A 13017-nucleotide genomic window follows, 5' to 3' on the forward strand; every position below is an offset into this window, starting at 1 on the left:
CTGTTGTATGCTTATGGATATCGAAAGTTAATTTTTGATGCTGTTAATAAGTCTTATAATTAAAAAAAAACAGAGATAGTTAATTTGTGTCTATCTCTGTTTTTTAGCTTTTGTATTTAGTTTCCAATAATTTGATCCATTACCCAGCTAGTATGTGCCGCCGTGAATGCGTTGGAAGGATGTTTAGAGTTTCCTAACAGCTGATCACGCATTTGCTCCACATGATGCAATTGAATATTTTCGGGATGAGGTATGTTATGAGTGGATTCGCCTGTAGCGGTTTTTAGGACTAAAGGATCGTTTTCAAATACGGAGAACGTTATTTTCCCTTCACTGCCATAAATTTCAACTACATCTTCGCGTTCGAACGTTCCAAAATTCCAGCTTCCGCTTCCTGTTACGCCAGACTCATGAATCCAGTTTGCCACACAGGCATCTTTGGAAGTATATAGTCCTTGTTGATTTAAGCTAATTCCTGAAACTTCTTTTATTGGGCCAAGATAATGAATGAATAAATCTAGTCCGTGGCTAGCCAAATCATCAAAATAGCCTCCTGTTGCGATTTTTATATCAGTTCTCCAATTGTATTCGCCAGAACGATCTTGATTGCTTGTGGGCTTGCTTAAATGCCATCTGATATGTCTGACGTCACCAATAGTTTTTGAATCAATCCATTTTTTGACTTGCTCAAATTTTGGGAGCGTGCGTCTGTAATAAGCAACAAATACAGGAATGTTTTTTGCTTCAAATGCTTCAGTAATGGTTAAACATTCTTGATAGGTTGGAGCCAATGGTTTTTCGATACAGCATGGTTTTCCTGCTTCGGCTACTTTTAATGCATAAAATTTATGTGTATCAGGTGGTGTCGCAATATATACAGCATCAATTTCAGGATCATTAATCAAAGCATCGGCATCTGTATAATACTTCTTAATACCATGGCGTTTTGCATAATCTGCCACTTTTTCTGGATCTCTACGCATTACTGCTTCAATAGTAAAGCCAGCTGTTTTTTGATAGGCAGGACCACTTTTTACTTCGGTTACGTTGCCACATCCTATGATTCCCCAGCGTAGGGTTTTGGTTATTTCGGTCATGTTTTTGGAATTAATCGCAACCATCTATGCCGCAACTATTGGCTTCGGTTGGGTTTTGTATTTGAATTGGAGTATTAAAATTACCCTCTTCCCATGTTTTTTCTAAAGTTTTCAAAAAGACATCAGTCGCTTGAGCTCCAGATACAGCGTATTTATTGTCGAATACAAAGAATGGAACTCCTGTTACTCCAAGACTTTGTGCTTCTTGTTGGTCTTGTCTAACTTCATTTGTATAGATGTTAGTAGTTTTAAGTTCTTTGATTTCTTCGATAGGTAATCCTATTTTTTCTCCAATTTCTTGTAGCATATCCCAATCGTTTACATTTTGTCCATTGGTTAAATAAGCTTTGAAAAGCTGTTCTTTTAACTCGTTAGATGACTGATATTTTTTAGCTAAATGCATTAAGCGATGTGCATTTAATGAATTAGCTAAAATTGATTTTTCAAAATGAAATTCCAATCCTGATTTTTTAGCATTTTCAGTCATGTTTTCTAGTGTTGACTGTGCCCAATCAATATCTCTTCCATATTTTTCAGCCAAATGATCTGCAATGTTTTCATTAGGTGTTGCAACAAAACTTGGATCCAATTGAAAGCTTTTCCATTCGATGGCAACAGAATCTTTATTTTCGAATTGCGAAAGTGCTTCTTCAATTTTTCTTTTTCCTATATAACAAAATGGACACATAATATCTGACCAGATTTGTATTTTCAATTGATTTTTCATTGTAATTTTTTTATTGGGATAGCCAAATAATATAAAACACGAAATTACAAAATTGAATTTCGTACCCTTCACACTTTAAGTTTTTATTATAATATTACTCCATATTGCTTTGGGCCGAGTCATTTTTTTTATTGGGAAATTGATAGTTTAAATCCTTTAAATGTAATTTATCTCTCTTCTTGATTTTTGGAGTTGGAGGAAGTATGGCAATTTCTGCTTCTTTGGAAAGTAATTTGTTAGATAAATAATTGGTTAAGTACTTCTTGAGAATTTGTATTTTTTCTACTTCAATAGAGTAGATCGTTTTTTTTCCGACATTCTTTACATTTAATAAATCCGCTTTTTTTAATTCTAATAAATGTTTGGAAATAGTGGATTGAGCTAATGGAATCAAAGAAACAATTTCACCGCAGGTTCTGTTGTTTTTATTCCATAATAGTGTCATGATTTGCATCCGTGTAGGATGTCCCAAAGCTTTGCAGATTTCTGCGATTGCATTTGTTTCTTGATCGAAATCTAAGTGTTTAGTAGTTCCCATAACTCTCATTTATTTCATATCGTAATTTAGCGATTATATTTGATATATCAAGCCTTGTTATGATTTCTTTAAAAAAGAGGTTTTGTATTCGATAAATTTGATAAGATTAAAGTGAAATTATTGAATTGAAATTAGTTTTTAAGTTTTGAGTTAATTTAGAAGAAATAGCTATCGATTAAAAATTGTTGCTTTTTTATAAAATGGTAAGGCCAGCTAAATTTTAAAATCTAGCTGGCCTTACTATTTAAATTTGAATATGTTTTATGCTAATAAATCTAAAACTAATGAAGGAAACAATCCTATGATAATATTTAATAAAATAGCAACAACAGCAACGGCATAAATCAAGAATGGTTTTCCTGTTCGGGCTTCGTTTGGCTCTTTAGTGTACATTGCTAAAATTAGTTTAAAGTAATAGCCAACGCTTATAATAGAGTTGATAACAGCAAATATAATCACCACTAAATAACCTGCTTGAATAGTTTGACTAAACAAAACCAATTTAGCAAAGAAACCTGCAAAAATTGGAATACCAGCCATTGAAAGCAATGATCCCGTTAAGATAGCTGCCAATAATGGATTAGTTTTGCCTAAACCATGGAAATTTACAATATCTTCATTATCTCTGTTCTTGCACACATATAAAATAACGCTAAAAGCAGCAATACCAGCTAGAGAATATGCTGAAGCGTAATACAATAAGCTTCCTGCAGAAGTTGATAAGCTTAATAAAGTCATTAACATAAATCCTGCATGAGATATACCAGAGAATGCTAGCATACGTTTTACATTGACTTGTCTTAATGCCATGATATTACCTACAGTCATAGAAAGAATCGAAATAACTACGACAACGATCTGAAATGAGTAATTGATATCGGCATGCATACTGGATAATAATTTATAAAGAGTTGCAATGGCAACAACTTTTGCCAAAGTACTCATCAAGGCAGTCGTTAGAGTTGGAGAACCTTCATAAACATCAGGAGCCCAAAAGTGGAATGGAACTGCTGCGATTTTAAACAGCATTCCAATAGTCAGTAAAACAATTCCAATTGGAAACCAAATTGGCAACTCAGCGGATTGTGACATCTCACTAATTTCAATAATATCAAATGAACCCATCGCACCATAAATCATACAGATTCCAAACAAAATAATTCCAGATGCAAATGAACCCATCAAGAAGTATTTCATACCAGCTTCATTACTTTTAACTTTGGTTCTGTCGCTTGCAGCAAGTATGTAAAGAGATATAGATAATATTTCGATCCCTAAAAAGAACATAGCAAGATTCCCAAAAGAAACCATAGCAACAGCTCCAGCCAATAAAAATATTTTTATAGCAATAAAATCTGAAAGTTTGCTTTGATGATTTTCATAAAAATTATGTCCCAAAGTCACCAAAAATAATGTCAAGACAATAAATAGGCTAGAAAATGCAACCGAAAATTTACTTACAACAATCATATTGTTATAGTAATTCTCAGGCGAATTAAATTCGGAAACAGTAAGTCCTAGAATAGCTAATAATCCAATTACTGTTATTGGAATAATTGCTTTTCTAAAATCAAAGATTTCAAATATAAGGCATAAAATACCTAATCCTATTATAGCTATTAATGTTGTCATTTTTTATTTTTTAATTTAGGATTTTAGATTTATCACTGATAAGTTAACAATGGCAATCTCGTTTTGACCTAATTTATTTTATTATAGTTTATTTTTTATACTTGAAAGATTAATATCTGAAATCGTTAATCTTCATTCTAAAACCGAATTTCTACGCTTTGTTTATTACTTTCAAAATAACCTCAAGACTTGGCGTAATCAAATCGTTGATTGGTTTTGGATACATTCCAAAGAAAAACAATACCGCAATAATGATCACCATTGTCAAACCTTCAGAGAAAGTGACATCAGCAAATAGTTTTGTATTGGTTTCTCCCAACATAGAGTGCTGGAACATTTTTAGCATATAATAAGCTCCCAGAATGATAGTCGTTCCTCCTAAAATGGCAAACCAAATATTGATTTGAGAAAGGCTATATAAAACTGTAAATTCTCCAATAAAGTTGAAAGTGCTTGGTAAAGCCACAGAAGCCAATACCATAATCAAAAACATAGAAGTGAATTTTGGAGATTGAGAACGGATACCTCCCATTTCTGCAATTAATCTGGTTTCGTATCTTCTGAAGATGATTTCAGCAGCAAAAAACAAACCGACAACCACAAATCCGTGAGCAATCATTTGTAAAACAGCTCCTCTAAAACCATCAAGGGTTAAAGTGTAAGTTCCGGCAGCAATTAATCCAACGTGAGCAAGAGATGAATAAGCTAATAATTTTTTTAGGTCTTTTTGTCTCAACGCAACAATAGAACCATAAATTACTCCTGCAATACCAATTCCGGCGAATATAAACATGTATTCTTTAATAGCTAATGGAGTCAAAGGCAATTGCCAGCGGATAAGGCTGTACAATCCCATTTTTAGCATAATCCCAGACAAAAGCATAGTTCCAAGAGTTGGTGCTTTTTGGTAAACATTCGCCTGCCAAGTATGAAAAGGAATCAAAGGAATCTTAATAGCATAAGCTAAGAAGAATGCTGTGAAAATCCATTTTTGTTCGTTAACTGTTAAGTTTAATTTGTATAAATCCTCGATTAGGAAGCTTCCTGCTTTTTGGTACATATAAATAAATGCAACTAGCATGAATAATGAACCTGCAAGTGTGTAAATAAAGAATTTAACGACAGCTTTTTTGCGTTCTTCAGCATCTCCGTTGCCCCAAATCAAGGCGATAAAGTAAATAGGAATCAAAGATAATTCCCAGAAGATGTAATATAAAAGTCCGTCGCTTGCCAAGAAAGTTCCTGTCATTGCAAAAGACATGAATAATATTAAAGCATAAATCGCTTTTGCATTTTTGAAATCATTGCCAAAAGAAGATAAGATTATAATAGGAGTCAAGGCAGTTGTCAATAAAACCATAGCTATTGACAAACCATCTGCTTGTAATGCGAAAGAAACTTTAGGTAAAGTAATCCATTGGCTTATATAGCTAATGTTTTCTCCTAAATTAAAATGATTTAATAAAACAATTGAGCAACCCAAAGAAGCCAACCCGAAAAATAATGCCACTTTTGAAGCGAGCTTGTCACCAGCTAAATAAGTTGCAAATGCGCCAACTAAAAGGATGATTAATATTAGAGATACGTTCATAGTATATAATTATTGAGCTAGAAATAAATAAGAAATAATGGCACACATGCCTAAAACAAAAGCAAATAGGTATAGTCCAACACTTCCATTCTGCAATTTTTTACCTTGGTAACTAAGTTCGCTAGTCACTTTTCCAAATCCAAAAACTAGAGATGAAATTCCAGTTTCTACATAGTCTCTGAAGAATTTTGATAATCCGTTGATAGAAGAAACAAAAATAGAATCATATAATTCGTCAACATAGTATTTGTTGTAAAGCACTTTTGTAACTCCAGTTATTGCAGCATCTTCATCAGGTATTTGGTCTTGTTTAATGTATTTAGCATAAGCAATTGCAATCCCAACTAATCCGCCAACAACAGCAATTGCCATCAAGATATATTCGGTAGTTCCTAATCCATGTTCTTCTGATGTTGCTTTCGCAAAAAGAGGAGCTAAATATTCATTCAGCCAGCTATTGCCAGGCAAACTGATTGCACCTCCAATAGTAGCTAAAATAGCCAATATGATTAAAGGGAAAGTGATTAAAGCAGGGCTTTCATGCAAATGATGCTTTTGCTCTTCAGTTCCTCTAAATTCTTTAAAGAAAGTTAAGAACATTAATCGGAACATATAGAAAGCAGTCATTATAGATGCTACAGATCCAACAACCCAAAGAGGAATGTTATGGTGGAAAGCTGTCATCAAGATTTCATCTTTAGAAAAGAAACCTGAAAATACAGGAACTCCCGAAATGGCTAATGATGAAATAAGCATTGTCCAAAAAGTGATTGGCATTGCTTTTTTCAATCCGCCCATTTTTCGCATATCTTGTTCTCCATGCAATCCGTGAATCACAGATCCAGATCCTAAGAATAAACATGCTTTGAAGAATGCGTGAGTGATTACGTGAAATACGGCTACTTCGTATGCACCAAAACCTAAAGCTAAAAACATTAGACCCAATTGGGAAACAGTAGAGTAGGCCAGTACTTTTTTGATGTCTGTTTGAACCAAACCAATAGTAGCGGCAACCAATGAAGTTACACCTCCTACTACGGCAATTATTGTTTGTATTTCTGGTGTTAAGTCAAATAAGAAATGCATTCTAGTTACCATAAAAATACCAGCAGTAACCATCGTAGCAGCGTGGATTAATGCAGAAACCGGAGTAGGTCCTGCCATCGCATCAGGCAACCAAGTGTATAATGGAATTTGTGCGGATTTACCGCAAGCTCCAATAAATAAAGCTAAAGCAGCAATGCTTAACCAAAGCGTATCAACATTTGAGGCTCCTTCAATAGCAGTTTTCAAAGTGGCAAAATCCAATGTAGAGAATAAACTTCCTAAGATAAATATACCGATAAGCAATCCTAAATCCCCAATACGGTTCATGATAAAAGCTTTTTTGGCAGCATCATTGTAATCTTGGTTTTTATGCCAAAATCCAATTAATAAGTAAGAACAAAGTCCAACTCCTTCCCAGCCAATAAACATTACCAATAAATTGCTTCCAACTACCAATGAAATCATGAAGAAGATAAAAAGATTCAAATAAGCAAAAAACTTGTGCATATTCTCATCATCATGCATGTAGCTGATAGAATATAAATGAATCAATGATCCAATTCCTGTTACAAAAAGCAACCATAAAATAGATAATTGGTCCAATAAAAAACCAAAACTCACATTGAAATTACTAATCTGAATCCAATCAAATAACTGAATGTTTATAGCTTGTTTGGTTTGATTAATTTGAAGAAAAAAGTAAATCGCAACAGCAAAGGAAATCACTATTGAAAGTGTTCCTATAATCCCTGATATCGACTTCCCTAGAGCTTTTCCGAAGAAAATATTAATTAAAAATCCTAAAAAAGGAGTTAATAGTAAGACTAAAGCTAAATTGGTATCCATTGCCATTTATCCTTTTAAGTTTTTTAAATTATCGATGCTAATTGATCCAATATTTCTAAATATCGAAACTAAAATAGCCAGTCCAACCGCAACCTCGGCAGCCGCTACAGCCATTGAGAAAAATACGAATACTTGACCTTGCGTGTCTTGGTGGTAAGTTGAGAAAGCCACAAACAATAAGTTAACAGCGTTCAGCATAATTTCAATAGACATAAATACAATGATCGCATTACGTCTGTATAAAACTCCAAAAATACCAATGCAAAAAAGCGTTACACATAGGAAGATATAGTTCTCTATACCAATTTGAGTTAAAATATTGTTCATTATTTTTCTAATTTTTCTTTTTTAGACAATAACACAGTTCCAATCATCGCGACCAATAATAAGATGGAAGCAAATTCAAATGGAACCATATATTCATTCAATAATGCTTTTCCGAGTACTTTTATCGATTGGTAATCCTCGCCCGTATAATCATATTCTACAATAGGTTTTGAGTTGATAAAGATTTTTATCAAAACCAAACAAACCAAACAAAAGGAAACAATAGCACCCAATCGTGTGAATCTTGGCTTATGAACTTCATCAGCTTCATTAAGATTCATCAACATGATGGTAAAGAGTAATAAAATCATGATCGCTCCCGAATAGACAATGATATGCACAATGGCCAAAAACTGGGCGTTCAATAATAAATAATGTCCTGCTATAGAGAAAAAACAAATCACTAAATAGATAGCGCTATGTATAGGGTTTCTGCTAAAAATAGTTAAAAATGCTGTTAGCAATGTAATTGCAGACAATACGCAAAATAGAATAAGTACTGTTGACATTAGTTAGCGTTTTTAAGTTGAGTATTTTTCATTGCCATTTCTAGAGGCATAACCAGTTTGTCTTTTCCAAAAATAAAATCTTCTCTTTCATAGCTAGCAGGAACCAATTCTTTAGAAATAGTCAAGTAAATAGCATCTTTTGGACAAGCTTCTTCACAAAGTCCGCAAAAAATACATCTCAACATATTGATTTCATATATTTCAGCATATTTTTCCTCTCTGTAAAGATGTTTTTCATCCGCTTTACGTTCTCCCGCTTTCATTGTAATAGCTTCAGCAGGACAAGACAAAGCACATAATCCGCAGGCAGTACAGTTTTCACGACCTTGTTCATCACGTTTCAGCATGTGCTGTCCGCGATACACAGGACTCATCACACGAACCTGCTCAGGATATTGAATCGTTGCTTTTCTTTTAAAAAGGTGCTTTATAGTAATGGCTAAACCTTTTACAATCGCAATCAGATACATGCGTTCCAAAAAAGTCATCTCTTTATTGGAGACCATTTTTTTTCTTCCCGATAAGGATATAGTTTCTATTGACATTTTATATTTTTTATTTGTAGCTAATCCTGCTATGCGCTGTATCTTTTATTTTTTAAAGGAAAAAATAAAAGGATGCCGCTTCTATCAGGGCTAGTCCCAGTTAACATCGTGTTTTGGTTCTATTAAAATCCGAAATAAACAGCAATTTCACTTCTCAAAAGCACAATTCCAGTAATCATAATATTTGCAATAGCAAGCGGAATCAAAATTCTCCATCCCAAGTGCATCAATTGATCATATCTAAATCTCGGTATTGTCCAGCGAACCCACATGATGAAGAAAATAAAACCGCATAATTTAGCAAACAACGCCATCATTCCAATTACGTTTGCAATATTTACTCCCAAATGTTCTACTGCCCATCCCATTCCTGGATAGTTGTATCCGCCAAAAAACAAGACAGCCATAATAGTAGAGGAAATAAACATATTTGCATATTCGGCAAATAAATAGAATCCCATTTTCATCGAAGAATATTCCGTATGATAACCACCAATTAATTCCGATTCACATTCCGCTAAGTCAAATGGAGTTCTGTTTAATTCAGCAAAAGAACAAATCAGGAAAATCAAGAAAGTTAGTGGCTGGTACAAAACATTCCAATGCCACTCTGATTGCTGAATTGAAATTTCTTTTAAGCTTAAAGTTCCTGTCATCATAGTCAAAGCGATTATCGATAATCCCATTGCTACCTCATAAGAAACCATTTGTGATGCTGCTCTAATAGCTCCCATCAAAGAGAACTTATTATTCGAAGCCCAGCCACCAATCATGATGCCGTAAACCCCTAATGAAACTACTCCAAAAACGTATAATATAGCAATATTTACGTCTGTAGCTTGTAGCAGAATATCTCTTCCAAATAAGTGTAATTTATCTCCCCAAGGAATAACCGCACTAGTCATCAAAGCGGTGCTCATTGCAATCGCTGGTCCAACAACAAATAAAAATTTATTAGGAGTATTTGGAAAAAATTCTTCTTTTGCAAATAATTTTCCTCCATCAGCAAGCGGCTGAAGCAATCCCCAAGGTCCAGCCCTGTTAGGTCCAACTCTGTCTTGCAGCCAAGCGGCAACTTTACGTTCTGCCCATGTAGAATACATAGCCATCAACATAGTAAGAGCAAAAATTACTACTATAAACACACCTTTTTCTATAACAAATGTACTATCCATTTTTAAGATTTATTAGTGTTAGTATCCAATGGATTTGAGGCCATACTTATTTTTTTACGATCTTGGTCTCTACCCAAAAGAATATTTTTCTCAGTAGCTATTTCTACTTTTTCTAATTTTTGAGTATAATTGTTTTGATTGATAACTGAATCTTTTTCAAATTCACGAGGTCCTTCAATAATCCAGTCAGCAACATCTTTTTTGTCAAAACGACAAGTGTTACAAATGAATTCTTCAACTTCATGGAACTCATCTTTACGGCCAGTTACCCTTTGAATTTCTCCTCCAAACATCCAAACCGTTGTTTTACCGCAACATCCTGGTGTTGTACATTCTCTATGCGCGTTATAAGGCTTGTTGAACCAAACTCTAGATTTGAATCTAAAAGTTTTATCAGTTAAAGCACCAACTGGACACACATCAATCATGTTTCCAGAAAACTCATTAGTTATGGCTTTTGAAATACAAGTAGAAATATTAGCATGATCACCGCGATCCATTACTCCATGAACACGATCGTCTGTCAATTGATCTGCAACTTGCACACATCTTTGACATAAAATACAGCGATTCATGTGAAGTTGAATATTTGGACCAATATCTTCCGGTTCAAAAGTTCTTTTTTCTTCAATAAATCTTGATTCTGATTTTCCGTGTTCGAAGCTTAAGTTTTGCAGATCGCATTCTCCAGCTTGATCACAAATAGGGCAATCTAATGGGTGATTGATTAACAAAAATTCCGTTACCGATTTTCTTGCTTCCTGAACTCTTGGAGATGCTTTGCTGGCGATTTCCATTCCGTCCTGACATCCTGTTACGCAAGAAGCCATCAGTTTTGGCATTGGTCTTGGGTCAGCATCGCTTCCTTTGGTTACATCCACCAAACAACAACGGCATTTTCCGCCGCTTCCTTTTAGCTTAGAATAATAGCACATCGCTGGCGGAACAACTTCCCCACCAATCATACGTGCAGCCTGCAAGATCGTTGTTCCTGCTTCTACTTCAATTTCTTGACCGTCTATCGTTACTTTCATTGTCTGAAATTCTTTCTTTATACTATTTCTTTAGAAACTAAGTGCTTTACTTTTTCAAAAGGTTCAGCAACAAAATGGTCTCTGTTTTTTATTTTTTGCGGGAAACGAATATGGTATTCAAACTCATCTCTAAAGTGACGAATAGCCGCGGCCACTGGCCAAGCTGCTGCATCACCAAGAGGACAAATTGTGTTTCCTTCAATTTTGCTTTGAATACTCAATAATAAGTCGATATCTTCTTCGCGTCCGTGTCCGTTTTCAATTCTATGCAATACTTTTTCCATCCAGCCTGTCCCTTCTCTACAAGGAGTACATTGGCCACAGCTTTCATGGTGGTAGAAACGAGAGAAATTCCAAGTGTTGCGAACAATACAAGAGGTGTCGTTATATACGATGAATCCTCCTGAACCCAGCATAGATCCAGTAGCAAAACCACCATCACTTAAGGATTCGTATGACATCAAGCGATCTTCGCCTGCTGCAGTTTTATAAATTAAATGTGCTGGTAAAACTGGAACTGAACTTCCTCCCGGCACAAATGCTTTCAATGGGCGGTCAGAACTCATTCCTCCCAAATATTCGTCAGAGTTCATGAATTCATAAACGCTTAATCCTAATTCAATTTCATAAACACCTGGGTTTTTGATATGTCCAGAAGCTGAAATTAATTTGGTTCCTGTAGATCTTCCGATACCAATTTTAGCATAATCAGCCCCCGAATTATTTACAATCCATGGCACAGTTGCAATAGTTTCTACGTTATTTACCACAGTTGGATTAGCCCAAAGACCTGAAACTGCTGGAAATGGCGGTTTGATACGAGGGTTTCCTCTTTTTCCTTCCAATGATTCGATTAACGCGGTTTCTTCTCCACAAATGTAGGCTCCACCACCGATTTGTACATACAAATCTAAATCATAACCAGTTCCTAATATATTTTTTCCTAACCAGCCCGCTGCTTTTGCTTCGGCGATAGCACGTTCCAAAATTTTGTAAACCCACATATATTCTCCACGAATGTAGATATACGAAAGGTTAGCGCCTAAAGCATAACTGGAAGTAATCATTCCCTCAATTAATAAGTGAGGAATGTATTCCATCAAATAGCGGTCTTTGAAAGTTCCAGGTTCAGACTCATCAGCATTACAAACCAAATGTCTTGGTTTTCCTGATTTTTTGTCAATAAAACTCCATTTCATCCCAGCAGGGAATCCTGCACCGCCACGGCCACGTAATCCAGAAGTTTTAACTTCTTCAACTACTTCATCAGGTGTTAAGGTTTTTAGAGCTTTTTCTACAGAAGCATAACCGCCGTTTTGACGATACACTTCGTAGGTTTTGATTCCTGGAATATTGATTTTATCTAATAATATTTTTTGTGACATATTATTTATCGTGTAATATTATTTTATCGTCTTTGCAATCAGCTATTAACTGATCGATTTTTTCTTTATTCAAATGTTCTTTGTAAAAATCACCCAATTGCATCATTGGAGCATATCCGCAAGCACCTAAACATTCAACTCCTCTTACTTCAAAAAGACCATCAGCTGTAGGTTCTCCAACTGGAACGCCTAATTTTTCACAGGTATAATCCATTAAATCCTCTACGCCGTTCAAACAGCAAGGAGAAGTTTGGCAAAATTCAAACATATATTTACCAATAGGCCTTTGATTAAACATCGTGTAAAAAGTTACTACTTCGTATACTTCTACAGGCTTGATTAGTAAAATTTCGGCAACTTTATCTTGCAGTTCAATGCTCAGCCAATTGTCGTGAGCGTCTTGAACTTCATGTAAAACGGGAAGTAAAGCTGATTTTCTTTTATCTTCAGGGTAATGGCTGATTAATTCATTGATGCGGGACATCAATGCTTCAGTCATATTTATTTCTTGTTTGTAATGTTTACGTTCCATTTTGTATTATTTTGAATTTTAAATTCTAAATT

At 34.8% G+C, this 13017-nt stretch carries 13 protein-coding genes; all 13 read right to left on the reverse strand.

What is annotated here, in order from left to right; genetic code table 11:
• Positions 1 to 116: 116 nt before the first annotated feature.
• The 13 genes from ACUN3A_RS10375 to ACUN3A_RS10435 all read right to left on the reverse strand — a co-directional run bounded on the left by ACUN3A_RS10375 (position 117) and on the right by ACUN3A_RS10435 (position 12985).
• Positions 117 to 1097: a Gfo/Idh/MocA family protein gene (locus ACUN3A_RS10375; RefSeq protein WP_445551224.1), complete on the reverse strand. Its 981-nt coding sequence runs from the start codon at positions 1095 to 1097 to the stop codon at positions 117 to 119.
• Positions 1098 to 1107: 10 nt separating this feature from the next.
• Positions 1108 to 1824: a DsbA family oxidoreductase gene (locus tag ACUN3A_RS10380; RefSeq protein WP_445551225.1), complete on the reverse strand. Its 717-nt coding sequence runs from the start codon at positions 1822 to 1824 to the stop codon at positions 1108 to 1110.
• Positions 1825 to 1918: 94 nt separating this feature from the next.
• Complete coding sequence (locus tag ACUN3A_RS10385; protein ID WP_445551226.1) at positions 1919 to 2362, reverse strand: ArsR/SmtB family transcription factor; 444 nt, start codon at positions 2360 to 2362, stop codon at positions 1919 to 1921.
• A gap of 261 nt (positions 2363 to 2623) precedes the next feature.
• On the reverse strand, positions 2624 to 3994 hold the full coding sequence (locus ACUN3A_RS10390) for an NADH-quinone oxidoreductase subunit N (protein ID WP_445551227.1): 1371 nt from the start codon (positions 3992 to 3994) through the stop codon (positions 2624 to 2626).
• Between the two features lie 151 nt (positions 3995 to 4145).
• Positions 4146 to 5585: a complex I subunit 4 family protein gene (locus tag ACUN3A_RS10395; RefSeq protein ID WP_445551228.1), complete on the reverse strand. Its 1440-nt coding sequence runs from the start codon at positions 5583 to 5585 to the stop codon at positions 4146 to 4148.
• Positions 5586 to 5594: 9 nt separating this feature from the next.
• Positions 5595 to 7478, reverse strand: coding sequence for an NADH-quinone oxidoreductase subunit L (nuoL, locus tag ACUN3A_RS10400; RefSeq protein WP_445551229.1), 1884 nt, complete (start codon positions 7476 to 7478; stop codon positions 5595 to 5597).
• 6 nt (positions 7479 to 7484) lie between these two features.
• Positions 7485 to 7805, reverse strand: a complete 321-nt coding sequence (gene nuoK, locus ACUN3A_RS10405; protein WP_100432422.1) for an NADH-quinone oxidoreductase subunit NuoK — start codon at positions 7803 to 7805, stop codon at positions 7485 to 7487.
• On the reverse strand, positions 7805 to 8314 hold the full coding sequence (locus tag ACUN3A_RS10410; RefSeq protein WP_111409550.1) for an NADH-quinone oxidoreductase subunit J family protein: 510 nt from the start codon (positions 8312 to 8314) through the stop codon (positions 7805 to 7807). The genes nuoK and ACUN3A_RS10410 overlap by 1 nt, the downstream gene beginning before the upstream one ends.
• Positions 8314 to 8859: a NuoI/complex I 23 kDa subunit family protein gene (locus tag ACUN3A_RS10415; RefSeq protein WP_445551230.1), complete on the reverse strand. Its 546-nt coding sequence runs from the start codon at positions 8857 to 8859 to the stop codon at positions 8314 to 8316. Before ACUN3A_RS10415 ends, ACUN3A_RS10410 begins: the two co-directional genes overlap by 1 nt.
• A 122-nt stretch (positions 8860 to 8981) precedes the next feature.
• Positions 8982 to 10034 (reverse strand): NADH-quinone oxidoreductase subunit NuoH, encoded by a 1053-nt coding sequence (gene nuoH, locus ACUN3A_RS10420; protein WP_445551231.1) that lies wholly within the window; start codon positions 10032 to 10034, stop codon positions 8982 to 8984.
• A 2-nt stretch (positions 10035 to 10036) separates the two neighbouring features.
• Positions 10037 to 11068, reverse strand: coding sequence for a 2Fe-2S iron-sulfur cluster-binding protein (locus ACUN3A_RS10425; protein WP_445551232.1), 1032 nt, complete (start codon positions 11066 to 11068; stop codon positions 10037 to 10039).
• Positions 11069 to 11085: 17 nt separating this feature from the next.
• Positions 11086 to 12453 carry an NADH-quinone oxidoreductase subunit NuoF gene (gene nuoF / locus ACUN3A_RS10430; RefSeq protein ID WP_445551233.1) on the reverse strand — a complete coding sequence of 456 codons (1368 nt, stop codon included), beginning with the start codon at positions 12451 to 12453 and terminating at the stop codon, positions 11086 to 11088.
• Between the two features lies 1 nt (position 12454).
• Positions 12455 to 12985, reverse strand: a complete 531-nt coding sequence (locus tag ACUN3A_RS10435; RefSeq protein WP_445551234.1) for an NADH-quinone oxidoreductase subunit NuoE family protein — start codon at positions 12983 to 12985, stop codon at positions 12455 to 12457.
• Between the last annotated feature and the right edge of the window lie 32 nt (positions 12986 to 13017).

It is taken from the genome of Flavobacterium sp. WC2509 (assembly GCF_052683105.1).